Source organism: Micromonospora sp. NPDC003197 (genome assembly GCF_053590565.1).
Genome location: NZ_JBSFTE010000006.1, coordinates 1 through 18,753 on the forward strand (window position 1 = coordinate 1; position 18,753 = coordinate 18,753).

Consider the following 18,753-nt stretch of genomic DNA (forward strand, 5'->3'; position numbering starts at 1 on the left):
AAGTGACCGCAACATGGGAGTGGATCTTGTCGATCAACCGGAGGCGCCGCCGGTGAAGTTCCAGGCGGCCAGCCGCACTGCTGGGGCGACCCACCGGTGCGTCTCCCCACGCACCACAGGGCTAGCAGGTCCAGCGCGTCACCATCGGCTCCAGCCGCTTCCCGGGGACGCGTGACGTTGGCGACGCGGAGGAGACGATCCCATGCCGACCAGTCCGGTTCCGGCCCCCACAGTGCCGGCGCACATGCTGCCGCACCGCACTCCGGCCCAACTGCTGGCAATCGCCCGTCAAGGGCTGGCCGAAGCCGCCCAGACCCGGCCCGACGGCCTGCGCTACGCCGCCGCCCACCTGGCCGCGCTGCGCGCCGCCGCAGCGATGCTCGCCGCTCGGGCCCGCCCCGCCCCCACCCGCCGAAACCGGGTCACCAGCGTCTGGGCGCTGCTGGTCATCGTCGCCCCGGAGTTGGGCGACTGGGCGAACTTCTTCGCCATCGGCGCGACCAAACGAGCCGCCGCCGAGGCCGGCATCCCCCGGGTGGTGACCGCCCGGGAGGCCGACGACCTGCTGCGCGCGGCCGAACAGTTCGTGGCGGTGGTCGAGGCGGCGCTCGGCGTCGCCCACCAGCCCGCCCTCGACGGGCTGGCCGCCTGACCAGCTGCCATCCGCACGTACACCGACGACGAAGACAAAGCACGCGGGTCCACCACGAAGACGGTGGGCACCCCAAACACGACAACAGATTCGACCCAGGTACGACGGGGGTGGGCAGGCCATGGCGGGCCGGATGGTGGTCGGCTCCACCGCGTTGGCCGAGCTGGTCCGCGCGGCGAGCGCGCCGGACCCGGCCGGTGCCCATCGGGTGCTGCCGGTGCTACCCGAACTGTCCGGACTGCTGCCCAATCGAGGGCTGCGCCGAGGCAGCACGGTCGCGGTCGCCGCCGGTCGGCCCGCCCGCAGCGGCGGTACGTCACTGATGCTGGCGCTGCTCGCCGAGGCGTCCCGCTCCGGCTCCTGGTGCGCCGTGGTCGGCGTACCCACCTTCGGGGCGGTCGCGGCAGCCGACCTCGGCATCGCGCTGGACCGGCTCGCCCTCGTGCCACACCCCGGCCCGGAGTGGGCGACCGTGGTCGCCGCCCTGATCGACGGAGTTGACGTCGTCGTCACCGCCGTGCCGGGCACGGTCAGCGCCTCGGTGGTGACCCGGCTGGCCGCTCGGGCCCGCCAACGCGGCAGTGTGCTCGTCCCGTACGGCGAATGGGACGGTGCCGACGTCACCCTGCGGGTGGTGCGTGGCACCTGGGAAGGGCTCGGCCAGGGGCGGGGGCGGCTACGCCGCCGAGAGGTCACCATCTCCGCCCGAGGTCGGGGAGCGGCGGCCCGCCCCAAGGAAATTCGCGTCTGGCTCCCCGGTGACCGCTCCGGGCGCTGCGCCGCGCCGGACGCGGTCCCATCGTCGGCCACGCTCACGTCCATGGCCGCGTCCACCGCCCGTCGGACAGCGCTCACCTTGACGGGGTAATGACCCCGGGCGTTGCCAGGTAGTCTCCTCGCCGTGCTAGGTGGCGGGGTGGGACGACAGGCGCGGGTACGGGCGAAGACCGGCCGTGGATCAGCGATGGTGCGGTGGTGGCGTCAGCACCGTCCCTCCCGACGGCAGAGCTGGTGGGCCGCAGGCGTCCTGGTTGTGCTGTTGGCCGGCGTGGCGACCTGGGTGTTCTGGCCCGAGCCCGAGCCGGAACCACGCGCCCGACAATATCGAGAGGCCACCGCTTGTCTGCTCACCGATGACCGGGGAGTGACCGGGCCGGAGGCGGCTGCGGTGTGGGCCGGAATGCAGGACGCGTCACTGCGTACCCGCGCGAAGGTCCAGTTCCTTGAGGTCGACGGCGCGCAGACGATCGACAACGCGCGCACCTACCTGGGCAGTCTGGTGCAGGGCCGGTGTGACCTGGTGCTGGCGGTGGGCGAGGTACCGGTCGGTGCCGTACGCGAGAACGCGGCGCGGTTCCCGTCCGCGCGGTTCGTGACCGTCGGCAGTGGCGCATCCACAGCGAACGTTTCCGTGGTGACGGAACCGACGCCAGAGGCGGTACGGGCCCAGGTAGACCGCATCGTCGCGGAGGCAGTCGGCACGGAAGGCGACCGCTGACGCGTTGTCTGACGTTAAGCGGTGACGATCAGTGATCGAAGATGAGTGATTTTCGTCACTGCCTGTTCGTCGAGTGTGGCCAAAGGTGATTCCTACCGCTTGTCGACCCGATGACAATGCGTCACCGGGCAAACGCGGTGATCGTGCAGGCTGGGGTGGGGCATCCAAGGTGACCCACTCCGCCCAACGGGGTGTCCGCTGTAGGTGGTTGGGCTAACAAGGGTCCATGATGTCCGTGCTGATCGGATGCGTGGCGCTATCGCCGTCCAGGTTGCTTAATTCCACTTAGGACGGTGAGTAATCGCGCCTTGACGTAGAGATCATTTCTGCCGGAGACTCCGCGCTGCTGATTTCAGAGCAGAGGGAGGGCACGGCCGTGCGCCGTTCCGGTGGTCGTGTGTCGAGTCGTGCCGCACTGCTGGTCACGATGGCGTTCGGGCTAACCATGGCGGTGCCGCCGGGGGCGGTGCCGGACGGGGGTGGATTCCCGCTCTCCTGGCTCACCTGGTTTGCCCAGCGCCCGGCCTGGTCGGCAGCGGCCGCCTTTGTGGGGCTACCCGTTCAGCAGCAGGGGGCCGCCAGGCCGAGCGATGGAAAGGCGAGCGCAGAGTCCACACAGGCGCGCGGCGGAGCTGGGCGGGCTCCAATCCCTGCCTCGGGCACGCTGGAGCCGTACCAGCCACACTCCACTGATGCCGCGCCTCGGGTGACTGGCGCAGCGGCTCATTTCGATGAAAAGACCAGCAAGCGCATGCCGGAGCGGGCGACCGCGAAGTCCGATGTGTACGCCAACGCAGATGGTTCGTACACCCGACGGGCGTACAGCCGGCCGGTCAACTATCAGACGGCCGACGGCACGTGGCAGGCGATCGACCCGAACCTGGAACGGCGTTCCGATGGTCGACTGCACATGCGGGCCAACTCGCTGCAGGTTTCGCTTGCGGGAACGAGTAGCGCGGCTGCGGCCCATCAAGACGAGCTGAGCGCCAGGGCCGGAGAGCTTGCGGCAAGCTCGGCCGAACTCGCCTCGTTGATCTTGCCGTCGGGTGAGGTGGTTGCCTATCGGCTCACCGACGCGGCAGACGTGACACCCGTGGTCAGCGGCCCGACCGCCACCTACCACGACATTCTGCCGCAGACCGACCTTGAGCTGAGCACGTTCGACGCTGGGCTGAAGGAAGTCCTGATCCTGAAGTCACCGGATGCGCAGTCGTCCTGGGTCTTCCCGCTGCGCCTGGTAGGGCTGACGCCGAGGCTGACCGACAGCGGCTCGGTGGATCTGCTTGATGCCAGCGGTAAGGCCGTCGCCTGGTTCCCGCGCGGTTTCATGACCGACTCGAAGATCGACCCGGCCTCGGGGGCGGCGACGCAGTCGGCGAACGTCACCTTCGAGCTGATCACCGTTGATGACGGGCCGGCATTGCGGGTGACGGCCGATGAGGCATGGTTGCGCGACCCGGCGCGGGTCTACCCGGTACGGGTGGACCCGACCACGACCACCGGCACCACCGGTGACGTGTACGTGGACAACGATTCCAGCACCGGCGACCACAACGGCGACAACCTGCCGGTGGGCACCTACAACGGTGGCACCGTCAAGGCCCGTTCCTTTATCCACCTCGACGAGTTCGACGAGGACGGCATGATCGGGCGCCGGATCACTGCCGCCCGTCTGAAGCTGTACCTCAGCTGGGCCTACAACTGCACGTCCAACAAGCCGTTCTCGGTGCATCGGGTGACCCAGAAGTGGTCGGTGGCCGACCTGACCAACGGTAGCTATCCGGGTCCCACCATCTCGGATCCGATCGGCTCGCTGGCCATCAGCGACACCACTCCCGCCTGCAACAACAGCAGCGGCGATCGGAGCGTCGGCAAGTGGGTCACGGTCTCCCTGAATCCGGCGACCTTCAACGACTGGTCGAGCGGAGGAGTCAACAACGGCATCGCACTGACCGCCTCTGAGACGGACTCCACCGCCTGGAAGCGCTTCACCGCGGCGAACTACTCCAGCGGTGCGTACAAGCCCTATGCCGAATTCGACTACGTCGCCAACGTCGCTCCGCAGGTGAACGTCCGCTATCCGGCCAACAACCTGGTCGTCTCGACGTTGACCCCAGAATTGATCGCCCGGGGACACGACCCGGACAACTGGCCGAACAAGGGGCTCACCTACAACTTCGTGGTCTACGACGCGGCCACCGGAGCCGAGGCGGCGAATTCGGGTTGGACCGCCGGATCCTGGACGGTGCCGAGTGGGAAACTCGGCTGGAACAAGTCGTACCTGTACACCGTCCGGGCGTACGACAAGGCTGGCTACAGCGCGATCTATCCGGCGTACTCCTTCACCACCTCGGTGCCGCAGCCGCTACTGACCGCCAGCCTGGCGCAGAACGCCGGCAAGGGCTACGACCCGAGTATCGGCAACTACACGACTTCGGCGACCGACGCCAGCGTGGCGACGGTCGGACCCTCGCTGTCGATCACCCGCAGCTACAACAGCCTGGACACCCGCCGCCAGAGTGCCTTCGGTACGGGCTGGTCCAGCGTGCTCGACACCCGGGCGACCCAGGTGACCGATGTTGCCGGGGCTGTCCAATCGGTCCTGATCACCTACCCGACGGGGCAGGACATCGCCTTCGGTCGTAATGCCGACGGCACCTTCACGCCACCCTCCGGCCGGTTCGCGACGTTCAAGGAGCTCAAGGACGCGGGCGGGGCGGTCACCGGTTACACGTTGACGGACAAGGACGCCTCGGTCTACACCTTCGGGCAAGCCGCTGGACAGGGCGTTTTCAAGGTGTCGACGATTGCCGATGCCAACGGTCGGCAGTTGCAGTTCCAGTACGACGCGGCTGCGAACCTGGCCCGAATGACATCGGCCTCCGGTCGATTCCTCCAGTTCGCGTGGACCACACCAACCGGTTCCACCTACCCGCATGTCAGCACCGTCTCCACCAACCCGGTGGTGGCCGATGATTCGACCACCGTGGACACCTGGGAGTACACGTACAGCGCGGGTGACCAGCTGACCAAGGTGTGCCCGCCAACCGGCCAGACACACTGCACGACATACCAGCAGACGGCCACCTCCCAGCTCACAAACACCGTGGTCAACGTCGGGCCCTACTCGTACTGGCCGCTTAACGAGCCGGCCGGGGCCACGGTCGCCGCCAGCCGGGTGCTGACCAACGCCGGTGCCGACAACGCCGGCTACCACGAGGTGCAGCTTGGCCAGCCGGCCGGAATGCCCGGCTCGACGGCCACCACAGCAGGCTTCAACGGCACCTCCTCGTACCTCCAACTGCCGGGCAACCTGATCGCTGACGGCCAGTACCAGTCGATCAGCATGTGGTTCAAGACGACCGCGACCAACGGCGTCCTGTTCAGCTACAGCGGGGAGCCGCTCAGCAAGGGCACCGCTACCGGCAACTACACGCCGGCGCTCTACATCGACAGCGACGGCAAGCTCCGCGGCGAGCTCTGGCACGGCAGTGCCGCTCCGATCAACTCGGACGTCCCCGTCAACGACGGCGAATGGCACCAGGTGGTGCTCGCCGGGGCAGGGAATTCCCAGACCCTCTACCTGGACGGTGTGGCCAGGGGCACCCTGGCGGGGACCATCGCGCAGATTCCCAATGGTGCGAGCAACGTCTATGTCGGCGCGGGATTCATTGGCCAGACGTGGCCGGACCACGCGAACAGCGGGGCAGACCCGACCGTCTCGTACTTTGCCGGATCGATCTCTGACGTGGCCGTCTTCAACCAGGCGCTGACGGCCTCGACCGTGGCGGCACTGCACAACGCGGGCCGTACCTCCCACTCGGTCCTGTCGAAGGTGACCCGGCCCTCGGGTGGCGTCACCGCAGAGATCAGCTACGACACGGCCACCGGCAAGGTGGCCACGGTCACCGATGAGCACGGCGGTGTCTGGACGTTGGGCACGCCAGCCGTGGCCGGCAGCAGCACCGTCTACGCTGCCTCGGTCCTGGGGGCGAAGCCCACCGACTACTGGCGGCTCGGCGAGGTCGATGTCACCGAAGCGGTCAACGAGGTGCAGGGCAATGCCGCCACCTACAACAGCGTCACGCTCGGGACAGAAGGACCCTTCGCGGACAACAAAGCCGCGTCGTTCGACGGAACCTCCTCCTATCTCTCCCTGCCAGCGGACGTGGTCCCCAGCATCACGACACAGTCCGTCGGAATGTGGTTCAAGATGCCGGCGGGCAGCACCGCTGGTGGAACACTGCTCGGACTCCAGATCGACCCGATGACCGAATCGACCATCACGGGCTGGACACCGGCCCTGTACGTCGGTACCGACGGCAAACTGCGCGGCAAGTGGTGCTGGTGCGGCAGCGTCAACACGTCGATCACCACCACCACGGGAGTCAACGACGGCAAGTGGCACCAGGTGGTGCTGACCCTCGGTGGCAACGTGCAGAAGCTCTACCTGGACGGCGTCCTCGTCGGCTCGTTGAACCAGGCCAACGTCAACGAATCGATGCGCTACGTCACCGTCGGCGCCGGTACGACGAAGAACTGGCCCTCCTCCTCGTTGAGCAACCAACGCGGGTACTTCACCGGCTCCATCGCCGAGGTGGCCTTCTTCTCGTCGGAGTTGTCCGCTACCCAGGTCGCAGGCCAGTTCCAGGCGTCGAAGCAGACCGCGCCGGTGGCCGTCACCATGGTCTCCGGCGTGGCGACGGCGATCCCGATGCCGGTCTCTACCGTCGAGGTCACCGGCCCGTCGGGGGAGAGGCTCTCCTACAGCTATGACCTGGTCAACGGCAACCGGATGGTTGCCCAGTCGGATGCGCTCGGCAACGTCACCAAGTTCGGGTACGACGTTGGCGGTTACGGCAACCTGGTCTACGACCCGCGCGGAGTGTGGACCCAGGATCTACAGGATGCCCGGGGCAACACCAAGCAGAAGATCACCTGCCAGGACCAGGCGGCGAATCGCTGCTCGTCCGTGTACTACACGTACTTCCCGGACGCCACGACGACGACGTTGACGCCGGACGCACGCAACGACCTGCTGTTGACCGTGCGAGATGGGCGCTCGGCCTCGGAGACCGACAACACCTACCTCACCAGCTACGGCTATGACGCCAAGGGCAACCAAACGGCGATCACGGACGCGCTCGGCCGGGTTACTGCTACGACCTACACCGACGGCACGAGTGTGCCCGCCTTCGACAGTGGTTTTCCGCCGGCCGGACTGCCCTCGACAGTCATCACGCCTGGTGGTACGAAGCAGAGCGTCGTCTACTACGCCAACGGTGACGTCGCGCAGGTAACGGATCCGGCTGGCAAGATCGTCCGGTACGCCTACGACGGCCTCGGTCGGGTGCTGACCGAAACCGAGATCACCGAGGAGTTCCCCGCCGGCCTGGTCACCTCGTACACCTATGACCGACTGGGCCGTCAGCTGACCGAGACGGAGCCTGCCGTCACGAACCGGGTCACCGGAGCGGTCCACACGGCGCGGACGACCACCGGCTACGACCACGACGGAAATGTCCTGACAGAGACGACCACCGACCTTACCGGCGGGGATGCGTCGCGTACCGAGTCGCACGTCTACAACGGGTACGGCCAGGAAACCTCGGTCACCAACGCGCTCGGCTCGACGACCCGGTTCGAGTACGACGCCTACGGTCGGGTGATCAAGGAAACCGAGCCGGACGGCGGTGTCGTACGGAACACGTACGACGTCGAGGGCAACCTGTTGACCTCGACGATCCTCGGGTTCACCGGAGACCCCAACAACCCGAGCCCGGCCCGTGACCTGGTTACCGAGTCGAGGACGTACGACCCGGCAGGCCGACTCGCGTCGGAGACTGACGCGATGGGCTGGACCACGTCGTACACGTACACCGACAACGGTCTGGTCGTGAAGACCGTCCGTACCGACGGGACCAGCAGCTTCGTCGTGGAGGAGAACTCCTACGACGCGGCGGGCAACGTCGTGAAGCAGGTGACCAACAACGGTGCGACGACGACGGTACTGACCTACGACGCGGCGGGCCGGCAGACGTCGTCCACGCTGGATCCCGATGGATTGAAGCGGACCACCGCCCTCACCTATGACCGGGACGACAACGTGGTCAGCACCACGGAGTCCGGCCCCAGCGGCGTCGTCGGCCTGTCCGAGGCGATCTACGACTCGGCCGGTCAGGTTATCGCGGAGACCACCTACCGGAACACCCAACCGACCCCGGTCACCCGGTGGCGACTGAACGAAACCTCGGGTAGCACGGCGGCCGACTCGACCGGCAACACCGCGGGCACGACCACCCCGGGCGTCACCTGGTCCACCGAGCGCGGCGGGTCGGCCGTGTTCGACGGTTCCGCGTCGATCGACACGGCTGTACCGGTGATCGATACCTCACGCGGCTTTACTGTTTCGGCCTGGGCGAAACCTACTGAGCTTTCGCAAAATCGGGCGGTCCTGTCGCAGTCCGGGCCGGATGCGCAAAGCGCCTTCTCGCTTCGGGTGGACCACGTCGCGGGTGACAAGTGGTCGGTCCTGGTCTTCGACGAGGACAACCCGACATCGGTCCGGGTGGGGGTGACAGCAGGGCAGGCCACGCTGAACACCTGGGCCCACCTCGCTGCCGTCTACGACGCCACTGCCAAGCAGTTGCGCCTCTACGTCAACGGCACGCTGGCCGGAACCACCCCGATGACCTGGGAGCCGTTCCGGGCGCTGGAGGGGTTCAGCGTCGGCCGCCTCAAATGGCAAGGCTCTTACGTCGACGGCTGGATCGGCTCGGTCAGCGATGTGCAGGCGTACCAGAGGGCGTTGACCACGGCCGAGGTTGGTCAGGTGTTCGGCGGGACCGTACCGGCGGCCGGGGCTGAGGTGATCCGGACGACCGTCAACCCGAACCAGGACGGTAACCCGAAGTCCGTTACCGACCCGAACGGTCAGACGACCTACTACTCGTACGACGAGGCGGGACAGACCGTCAAGGTCACGTCCCCGGCGGTGATGGCGGAGTCGCCAACCCAGGGGGCGGGCCTGGCCAACCCGATCTCCTGGACCGGCTACAACACCTTCGGCGAGGCGACCGACACCCGGGACCCCAACGGCAACTGGTCCGTCGTCGAGTACGACGCCATTGGTCGGCCGGTGGCGCAAAACCTGCCGAGCTACACCGCCCCCGGTGCGTCGACGCCGGTCACACCTCGAACCACCCGTAGTTACGACGCGGTCGGTCAGGTGCTCGCCGAGACCGATGCCCTGGGCAAGTCCACCAGCTACGAGTACGACCAGCTGGGGCGGGTCGCCGAGATGACCGCCCCGAACGACGGGGTGACGACGTACGCCTATGACCTGGTGGGCGACCTGCTGTCACAGACCGATCCGACCGGTGCGGTGAACACCGCCACCTACGACTACCTGGGTCGCCAGCTCACCACCACCCAGGTGGTTCGGCAGGCCGGCACCCACCACACCACCACCTACAGCTACGGCACCGGTGGTTGGCTGTCCCAGATGCGGACGGCGGCCGGGGTCACCACGTCGACGACGTACAACGCCGCCGGGGAGCCGCTGACCACGACGGACGGGGCGAACAACACCACGACGTACACCTACGACGCCGCCGGGCGGGTGGTCCGGACGACACTGCCGGACGGCACGTACACGAGCACGACGTACGACCTAGCCGACCGGGCGGTCAGCACGAGTTCGCACAGTGCGGCCGGCACCGCGCTCACCACCCGGTCCAGCCGGTACGACCGGGTCGGGAACGTCGTCGCCAGCACCGACGCGAAGGGTGTGACCACCACCTTCGAGTACGACGCGGCGGGCCGCCTGGTCAAGGAACTCCAGCCAATCTCCGGCTCGGATTCGATCCAGACCATGTTCGGCTACGACCTGGCGGGTAACTCGACCAGGTTCACGGATGGTCGGGGCAATGCGTTCCTGACCTCGTACAACTCGTGGAACCTGCCGGAGTCGACGATCGAGCCGTCCACCACGGCACATCCGGCACCTGCCGATCGGACCTTCACCATCGCCTACGACAAGGCGGGTCGGCCGGTCAATCAGACGCTGCCGGGTGGGGTGTCACTGAGTAACACCTACAACGACCTGGGGCAGGTGACGCGGCAGACCGGCAGCGGCGCGGAGGTCGCCACCGAGGACCGGACGTTCGCCTACGACCTGACCGGGCGGATGACATCGCTGTCCGGCACCGGGGGAAGTAACACCCTCACCTACGACGACCGGGGTCTGCTGCTGTCGGTCACCGGCCCGTCGGGGGACTCGACCTTCGCCTACAACCAGGACGGTCAGGTCGCTTCCCGTGACGACGCGGCCGGAACCACCTCGTACACCTATGACGGGGCGGGGCGGCTGGCCACGATCGTGAACTCGGGCGCAGGGGTGCAGCTCAGTAACACGTACAACTCGCTGTCCCAGGTTTCGAAGATCACGTACGGGGCCTCGGGTAACACCCGGAACTTCGGCTTCGACGACCTGCACCGGCCGGTGACGGACGAGCTGAAGACGGCGACGGGTACGTCGATCGGGAAGATCGCGTACGGCTGGGACACGAACGACAACATCATCTCGAAGACGACCACCGGCTTCGCCGGGGCGGCCACGAACACGTACACCTACGACCAGGCCGACCGGTTGACGTCGTGGAACAACGGCACGGCGACCAGCGTGTACGCGTACGACAAGTCCGGTAACCGGGTGCAGAACGGCTCCAAGCTGTTCATGTACGACCAGCGCAGTCGGCTGTTGACCGGTGACGGGGTGGAGTACGTCTACACGGCCCGAGGGACGTTGGCCTCGGCCGGTGGCATGACCACCCGGGCGGACGCGTTCGGGCAGGTGCTGTCGCAGGACTCGGCGGCGGGGACGCAGTCGTACAGCTATGACGGTTTGGGGCGGGCGATCCGGCCCGGGTTCGCGTACACCGGGTTGGGTAACGACCTGGCCAGCGACGGAGCCGCGACCTACGTGCGTGACCCGGCGGGTGGGCTGGTCGGTGAGGCCGCCGGTGCCACGAAGCGGTTGGCCTGGACGGACCTGCATACGGATGTGGTGGGTCAGTTCACCGACACCGGTACGGCGTTGGCCGGGTCGACGACCTATGACCCGTTGGGCAAGGTCCTGGCCACTACCGGGATGATCGGTAGCCTCGGTTACCAGTCGGAGTGGACGGATGCGTTCACCGGTCGGGTGAACATGCATGCCCGCTGGTACAACACCGAGACGGGGCAGTTCGACACGCGGGACACGGTTTCGAACAGCCCAGCGCCGGATTCGATCAACGCGAACCGCTACCAGTACGGCGACGGTAACCCGTTGACGGTGACCGACCCGACCGGGCACTTCGGTAGCTGGCTTCGCGACAAGATCGGCCGTGGTGTTTCGAAGGTGACCAACGCGGTCACGTCCACGGTGTCGCGGGCGGCGTCGTACGTGTCCACGGCGGTGTCGGCGACCCGTACCTATGTTGCCCAGAAGGCGCAGGCGGTCAAGCAGGCCGCGGTCAAGGCGGTCAACAAGGCGAAGCAGACCGTCAAGAAGGTGGCGAAGAAGGTCGCCAAGACGGTCAAGAAGAAGATCGACCAGGGCCGTAAGTGGGTCGCGAAGAAGTACAACGCGGCGAAGCAGAAGGTCAAACAGACCTACAACAAGGCCAAGCAGGCGGGTAAGAAGGTCGCCGCGAAGGCGACCCGGGTGGTGAAGAAGGCCGCCAGCGCGGTGAAGGACGCCGCCAACGCCACGGCGAAGTGGGTGCAGGAGCACAAGGACGTCCTCCTTGAGGTCGCCGCGATTGGCGGGGCGATCCTGGCCGGGTTGGCCTGCACAGCGGTGACCGTTGGGGCTGGTGCGTTGGCCTGCATGGTCGGCGCGGGCGCGTTGATCAACCTGGCCAAGGACGCGGCGCAGGGCGACATCAACTCCATCGGTGACGCCCTCGGCTCACTGGGCACCGGCGCCATATCCGGCCTGGTCGGCGGCGCCGGCGGAATGATCGCCGGTCGCGTTGCTGCAGCCGTGGCCAGCCGAGTCGGCACCGGCATCGCCGGACGCCTCGCCACCGAAGCCGTCGAAAACGGCGTCAGCGAAGTCTTCGACCAAGCCGTCACCACCGGCCGCGTCGACCCCAAAGCCGCCCTGCTCGGCATGATTCCCGGCCTGGGGCTGCTGAACCGCAAGGGCGGCGGCGCTTCGAAGGGCGGCGGCGGCGACAGCCCGGCCAAGGGCAGCGACAGCGACGACTTCGGTGGAAGCTGCCCCATCCCGAGGAAGCACAGTTTCGATCCTGCCACCCAAGTGCTGATGGCCGATGGCACTGTCCGCCCGATCGAAGATGTCAACGTCGGGGACCACGTCGTGGCTACCGACCCGGAGACCGGGGTCAGCCTGGCCAAGCCGGTCACCGAGCTGCACCGCAACACCGACTGGGAGTTGACCGACCTCACCGTACGGGACCAGGACGGCAACACCACGACTTTGGAGACGACCCAGAACCATCCGTTCTGGAACGTCACTGAACGGGAGTGGACCGATGCCAAGAACCTGAACCCCGGCACGAAGCTTCACGTCGCGGGTAAGGGCGAGGTCACCGTTCAGACCGTGGTCAACTACCACGGCAGCGAGGAGATGCGCGACCTCACCGTCGCCGACATCCACACGTACTATGTGGTAGCTGGCAACGATCCGGTCCTCGTCCACAACAACAATCCGGGAATTCATAAGATCGATCACGTCGCCGGCTGCCCTTACGCCAAGGTTCCGTCGGCGCCCACGACAACGGTGGGCCCGGGCACTGTTCCCCAGAAGGCCGTTGACATGCTGAATAAGGTGAACAAGCGCGAGAACGGGGAAGGGAAGATTCCTGGCTATCAAGGGAATGCTTCATACTCGAATAAGGGTGGAGAACTTCCCGATGCTGAGAAGTATAAAGAATTCGATGTGAATCTGTATGGAAGTATTCCGTGTCCCAATGCTGGATGTCCTGGCAGTTACAGGGGGCCGGAAAGAATCGTTGTGGGTAGGACGTCGGGTAAGGGGTACTATACGCCGGACCACTACGAAAATCTTCATCCGATCACATGAACGCCGGCAAGTTGACGGCGGTGGCGGCGCGATGCGGAAGGTTGGGATTACGTGCCTTCGTTTACGTTCGACGAAGCCATTAACGGGCAGCTCGACTATGAACTGCTCCGGGCTGGGGGTATCTCGGTCTGTGTTAACCCGGATGTTCTGGACCAGTTTGCCGCGCGGCTGGCGGGACTGGGATATTCGATCGCCGTATCCACATACGACGGTGTATCACTTGCTTCTTTTTCGACCAGCCTGGTCAAGGGAATTCCGATGTATTCGCATTATGAATACGGGCCAGGGAATCTGAATTCGCTGGAGGGGATGCTGCGCGATCTGGAGGTGGACCGAGGCCTCGGCTGGCTGTTCGTGGTTCGGGGCTTCGATCAGGCTTTTGTGGCCAATCCGAAGTGGGCTATGGACTTCCTGGACATTCTGCAGCTCGCCTCTTACGACCGATTGCTCATGGGGCAACGGCTTATTGTGCTTGTTGAATTGCGCGATAGGTCAATCAAGCTTCCGAAGCTTGGTGGCTTTGAGCCGGATAGATACCCAGGCTGATATGAATTCGGTCGGCGGCGGTATCTCATGAAGGTCCGCCTCCTATCGTTGTGACTTTTTGCGTTTGCTGGCCACGAACGGTGTGATGTTCGTGGCCAGCATCGTTTCTGTTTTGTGGGCTACTGGGGGTGGTTGGGGCAGGCAATGAAGTAGGGGGTCTGGAAGTGGCCAAGAGGAGCGGCTAGCCAGCCGGTGTGTCCGTCGTTCCAGGGCCACCCGTCGATGTGGCAGGGGCAGTGGTCGGAGGTTGGGGCGGTGTAGGTGACGCAGCCGCAGGGCACGGACGCGTTGACCGAGCCGGTCAATGAGGCGTCGAAGTCCGTGATTCGGAGGGTGCCGGCGCAGTCGTCGCAGACGTCGTTGGTTTCGGTCGGTGTTTGCGGTGTGGTGGGTGTGGCGAGCATGCTGGTGTCTCCCTTGAAAGAGGGACGGGGCGGCGGCTTGCTTGGCGGTAGACGTCGCCCCGCCTGGTGTGAAGGTCGCCCGGCATTGTTCCTACAATGCTGACAGTGGTGATGTTTGCAGCACGGAGTTAGCTGGTCAAGGGTTTGAGCTGCATTGACTGGACAATGTGCCGGGTTTGGCGCTTGTATGGGTGGATGCCCGACAGTCGCTTCCCGATGTATCAGCGGATCGCAAGCGTCTTGCGAGGTCAGATCGCTGATGGCTCCCGCCCGCCGGGCTCACAGTTGCCGACCGAGGCCGAGCTGACGGAAACTTACGGGGTCGCCCGAACCACTGTTCGTCAGGCACTTGCTCTGTTGGTGCACGAAGGGCTGGTGGTTTCGGCTCGACCACGCGGCTACTTCGTACGTGAACGTAGGCCCATGGTGTTCCGGCCGCAGTCGGAGTTCCGGCCCCGGCCGCACACGCCGGAGATGGATGCCTTCATAACCGAGTTCTCCGGGGAGGGGCGCGAGCCCCGTCAGGAGATCGAGGTAGGTGTTACGGAGCCGCCGGCCGATGTGGCCAAGCGGCTACGTATTGAACCGGGGCAGTTGGTCGCCGTACGTCGGCGGTTGCGTTACCTCGACGGCGAGCCGTCCCATCTCAACGACAGCTACTTTCCGCTCGACCTGGTACAGGGCTCGGAGATCCTTCAGCCAGAGGGGATCGCCCGAGGGGCCAACGCGGTCCTGGCCGAGTTGGGCTTCCCACAGGTACGGGCCATCGATGAGTTGTATATCAGGATGCCCACCCCGGACGAGGCTGCTCGGCTGGCGCTGGGGCCGGGGACGCCGGTGGCCTATCACCTGGTTACCGGTTTCACTGAGGCGGGCCGGCCGGTGCGGGTCGCGGTCACGGTTCTGCCCGGCGACCGGCACGTCATCACCTACGAGCGTCATCACGACTCGCGTTAGCTGCCCTTGAGTGGGTGGTCTCATCTTCCGTGCAGCCAAGCCGGACGAGTCTGGTGTGGTCGAGGCGTTGTTGACTGATGCGTCAGGTTGGTTGGCGTCACGCGGGATCAACCAGTGGAGAGAGCCACCCCGACGGGCAAAGATCCTTGCCGCCATCGCGCGGGGCGAGTGCTTCCTTGCGCAGACCGACGGAGTGGTCGTCGGGACCATCACCATCGATGATCTGGCTGATTCGGATTTCTGGACCGACGACGACCTGCCCGCCGCAGCCTTGTACGTCCACCGGATGGCGGTGGTCCGTACCGCAGCGGGCCGAGGTCTCGGTGGGATCATGTTGGACTGGGCTGCGGCACGCGCCCGGGAGACGGGCAAATCGTGGCTACGTCTGGACGCGTGGAAGACGAATCTGGCGCTGCATCGCTACTACCGCGGCCAGGGCTTTGCGCTGCTCCGAGTGGTCGACCTACCGCATCGACAGTCCGGTGCTCTGTTCCAACGCTCAACCGGGTTTGCTCGGGGAAACCGCCAGTTCGGTGTGGACGTCTTGGCCTGAGACCTTGCCGTGCCCGATCTGGGCGGCCAGCAGCTCTTGCTTACCGGCCTCGACGGCCTCGTCGCCACCGGCTCGCTGTACGTACTCGGCGCGGATGTCCTCCCAGCGCACATATCCGGACATGACTGGCCTCCTCGATCCCAGATTATCGGCTACGTGTCGATGCTCTGGTTGCGGGCGGCACCGAGTACGACCGCGCAAACGACCGGTACGGCGGCCAGCAGCAGCCAGGGGATCGGGGTGTCGCCGACCGAGTCGAGCAGGAGGCCGGTGACCGAGCTGCCGGCGAGCACCACCAGCCCCGATATCGAGGAGAGCGCCCCGGTGTAGAGGCCGAGGTGGTGCTCCTCGGCCAGGTCGGGCAGCCAGGAGCGTACCGAGGGCACGATCAGCATCTGCCCGACGGTGAGCAGTACGACCAGCCCGGCGGTGGGCAGCACGCCCAAGGCGTACCGGATCGGGTAGGTGGCGGCGACCAGTGCGAACCCGGCGGCGACGATGAGCAGCCCGACCCGGGTGGCGGTACGCGGTGCCAGCCGGTGGCTGACCCAGCGGGTGACCGGCAACTGGCCGACGATGACCAGGATCGAGGAGAGGGCGAGCAGCCCGGCCAGCGCGCCGGATGAGCCGAGCTGGTGCGGTATCGCCAGGTAGAGCTGGTTGTAGGCGAGCAGGTAGCCGCTGTAGGCCAGGCAGAGCACCAGGAACGGCCGGTTGCCGGCGAGCAGCCGCAGCCCGGTGCGGGTGGCCGCCGGGGCGCTGTCGAGAGGTCGGCCCGGGATGTGCCGGGGCATCAGCCGGGCATGCCCGGCGAGGACAGCGACGAAGACGACGGCCCCGGCCAGGCAGGCGGCGCGGAAGTCGACGAAGAGCAGCAGCGCCCCGAGCAGCGGGCCGGTGAACGCGCCGATCTGCCCGGCGACGGAGAAGAGCGCCAGCACCCGACTACGCGGCAGGTGGCCGTCGCGAGGAGGCTGCTCGGATCACCTCCGGGGAGGCGGCGGCGTCAGGCAGTTGGGTCTGGGGTGCCGAGTTGCTCACCTGGTTCGGCGGGTCGGCTCTCGCTGACCGAGGCGATCATCTCCGCGCGCATCCCAGCCCGTCGCTGGGTGCGCTCCTCGCTGTCCCATGTCGGGTCGAGGACGCGCGCCTTGGTCTTTACGTCCCGCCAGCTCGATCCGGTACTCATCGCTGCTCCTCCTTCAGGCTCATCGGATGCTCCTCGAACCCAACATCGACAAATCGATTGCGATACGGCCCCGCCGAGGTTGCTCCCATGATCGGATGCGCCTCAGTAGCGCGACACGCCGTGCGTTCTGCTGCTGAGCCGTCACCGATCACGGCCATCCAGCGGGCTAGTGAGCCACGCGGGTGGTGCTTCGCCTCCTTCTCCCGGGTCGCCCGGACGCGAATCGAACGCGTGTTCTAATCTGACGTTGTCGCTGGTCAAGGGAGGTGTGATGGGGGACGGCGGGACGCCGGTGCGGACGCTGCTCGTCTGGTGCCCCGACTGGCCGGTGATCGCCGCCGAGATCGTCGACGGAGTGCCGGCCGTCGGCCCGGTCGCGGTGCTGCACGCCAACCGGGTGGTCGCCTGCTCCGAGGCGGCCCGCCGCGACGGCGTACGCCGGGGCCTGCGCAAACGGGAGGCGCAGAGCCGTTGCCCCCAGTTGACCGTCGTCGCGTACGACCCCGGTCGGGACGCCCGAGCCTTCGAACCGGTGGTCGCCGCCGTTGAGGAGGTCGCCGTCGGGGTGGAGGTGCTCCGGCCCGGGATCTGCGCGCTCGCCGCCCGGGGCCCGACCCGCTACTTCGGCGGCGAGGAACCGGCCGCCGAACGGATCGTCGAACACGTCGCCGAAAGTTGCGAGGTGGAGAGCCAGATCGGTATCGCCGACGGGGTCTTCGCCGCCGGCCTGGCCGCCCGCGTCGGCCGGATCGTCCCGCCGGGGGAGACCCCACACTTCCTCGCCGACCAACCCGTCGAGGCGCTCGGTCGACCCCGACTGACCGACCTGCTGCGCCGGCTCGGACTGCGTACCCTGGGCGACTTCGCGGCGCTGCCCGCCGGGGACGTGCTGGCCCGGTTCGGGTTCGACGCGGCACTGGCGCACCGGCTGGCTGCTGGCCGAGACCACCGGCCGCTCGCGGTGCGTCGCCCGCCGCCGGACCTGGACGCCACCGAGACGTACGACGAGCCACTGGACCGGGTCGACGCCGCCGCCTTCGCCGCCCGGGCCCTGGCCGAACGACTGCACGACACCCTCGCCGGACACGGTCTGGCCTGCACCCGGCTCGGCATCGAGGCGGTGACCGCCGACGGGCAGGAGCTGCACCGGGTGTGGCGGCACGACGGGCTGCTCACCGCAGCGGCGATCGCCGACCGGGTGCGCTGGCAACTCGACGGCTGGCTCTCCGGCACCAACCGTCGACCGGGCAGTGGTGGTCGACTTGCCCCACCTCGCCCCACCGCCGGGATCATCCGGCTCCGGCTGGTCCCCGCCGGAGTGCTCGCCCAGGCTGGCCTGCAACCCGGACTCTGGGGCGAGACCGGCGCGGAACGCGAGCGGGCGCACCGGGCACTGAGCCGGGTGCAGGGCATCCTCGGCCCCGAGTCGGTGGTCACCGCCGTACTCGGTGGTGGGCGCGCCCCGGCCGATCAGGCCCGTCTGGTGCCGTGGGGCGACGAGCGACTCCCCGCCCGGCCGTTGGCCCCGCCGTGGCCGGGCCGGCTGCCGCCTCCCGCCCCGGCCGTGGTGCTGCCCGTGCCACTACCGGCCGCCGTGCACGACAGCGCTGGTGAGCCGGTCGGGGTGACCGCCCGGCTGGCGGTCAGCGCCGCGCCGGCCCGGCTCACCGTCGGTACGGGGGCACCCGTGGAGATCGTTGGCTGGACCGGGCCGTGGCCGGTCGACGAACGCTGGTGGGCCCCGGCCGAGGCCCGCCGGGCGGCCCGGTTCCAGGTCAGTCTCGCCGACGGCAGCGCGCTGCTGCTCTGCCTGGCCGCCGGCCAGTGGACGGTGGAGGCCAGCTATGACTAGCGGCCCG

At 67.2% G+C, this 18,753-nt stretch carries 11 protein-coding genes and 2 pseudogenes; 9 read left to right on the forward strand and 4 right to left on the reverse strand.

Features of this window, described 5'->3' with window-relative positions; all coding sequences use genetic code 11:
• The first annotated feature begins 202 nt into the window (after positions 1-202).
• From ACWDV4_RS08480 to ACWDV4_RS08500, 5 genes are all read left to right on the forward strand, one after another.
• Positions 203-652, forward strand: a complete 450-nt coding sequence (locus ACWDV4_RS08480; RefSeq protein ID WP_449975925.1) for an SAV_6107 family HEPN domain-containing protein — start codon at positions 203-205, stop codon at positions 650-652.
• A gap of 121 nt (positions 653-773) precedes the next feature.
• Positions 774-1,520, forward strand: coding sequence for a hypothetical protein (locus ACWDV4_RS08485; protein WP_449975926.1), 747 nt, complete (start codon positions 774-776; stop codon positions 1,518-1,520).
• 48 nt (positions 1,521-1,568) lie between these two features.
• A complete protein-coding gene (locus tag ACWDV4_RS08490; protein ID WP_449975927.1) occupies positions 1,569-2,150 on the forward strand; it encodes a hypothetical protein in 582 nt (193 codons plus the stop codon).
• 397 nt (positions 2,151-2,547) lie between these two features.
• Positions 2,548-13,245 (forward strand): LamG-like jellyroll fold domain-containing protein, encoded by a 10,698-nt coding sequence (locus ACWDV4_RS08495; protein WP_449975928.1) that lies wholly within the window; start codon positions 2,548-2,550, stop codon positions 13,243-13,245.
• Positions 13,246-13,296: 51 nt separating this feature from the next.
• Positions 13,297-13,791, forward strand: a complete 495-nt coding sequence (locus tag ACWDV4_RS08500; protein WP_449975929.1) for a hypothetical protein — start codon at positions 13,297-13,299, stop codon at positions 13,789-13,791.
• A gap of 119 nt (positions 13,792-13,910) precedes the next feature.
• Here ACWDV4_RS08500 and ACWDV4_RS08505 read toward each other — a convergent pair whose 3' ends face one another.
• Entirely contained in the window at positions 13,911-14,195 is a 285-nt protein-coding gene (locus tag ACWDV4_RS08505) for a hypothetical protein (RefSeq protein WP_449975930.1), read from the reverse strand.
• 216 nt (positions 14,196-14,411) lie between these two features.
• Here ACWDV4_RS08505 and ACWDV4_RS08510 point away from each other — a divergent pair.
• The 3 genes and pseudogenes from ACWDV4_RS08510 to ACWDV4_RS08520 form a co-directional block, all read left to right on the forward strand.
• Positions 14,412-14,591 (forward strand): annotated as a pseudogene (locus tag ACWDV4_RS08510) (GntR family transcriptional regulator); the annotation flags it as partial.
• Between the two features lie 27 nt (positions 14,592-14,618).
• Entirely contained in the window at positions 14,619-15,152 is a 534-nt protein-coding gene (locus tag ACWDV4_RS08515) for a GntR family transcriptional regulator (RefSeq protein WP_449976265.1), read from the forward strand.
• Between the two features lie 10 nt (positions 15,153-15,162).
• A complete protein-coding gene (locus ACWDV4_RS08520) occupies positions 15,163-15,705 on the forward strand; it encodes a GNAT family N-acetyltransferase (RefSeq protein WP_449975931.1) in 543 nt (180 codons plus the stop codon).
• A 9-nt stretch (positions 15,706-15,714) separates the two neighbouring features.
• Here ACWDV4_RS08520 and ACWDV4_RS08525 read toward each other — a convergent pair.
• From ACWDV4_RS08525 to ACWDV4_RS08535, 3 genes and pseudogenes are all read right to left on the reverse strand, one after another.
• A pseudogene (locus ACWDV4_RS08525) lies at positions 15,715-15,828 on the reverse strand (helix-turn-helix domain-containing protein); the annotation flags it as partial.
• A gap of 29 nt (positions 15,829-15,857) precedes the next feature.
• Complete coding sequence (locus tag ACWDV4_RS08530; protein WP_449975933.1) at positions 15,858-16,646, reverse strand: MFS transporter; 789 nt, start codon at positions 16,644-16,646, stop codon at positions 15,858-15,860.
• 65 nt (positions 16,647-16,711) lie between these two features.
• Complete coding sequence (locus tag ACWDV4_RS08535) at positions 16,712-16,894, reverse strand: hypothetical protein (protein WP_449975935.1); 183 nt, start codon at positions 16,892-16,894, stop codon at positions 16,712-16,714.
• A 271-nt stretch (positions 16,895-17,165) separates the two neighbouring features.
• Between ACWDV4_RS08535 and ACWDV4_RS08540 the strand changes: the two genes are divergently transcribed.
• On the forward strand, positions 17,166-18,746 hold the full coding sequence (locus tag ACWDV4_RS08540) for a DNA polymerase Y family protein (protein WP_449975937.1): 1,581 nt from the start codon (positions 17,166-17,168) through the stop codon (positions 18,744-18,746).
• Positions 18,747-18,753 lie beyond the last annotated feature (7 nt).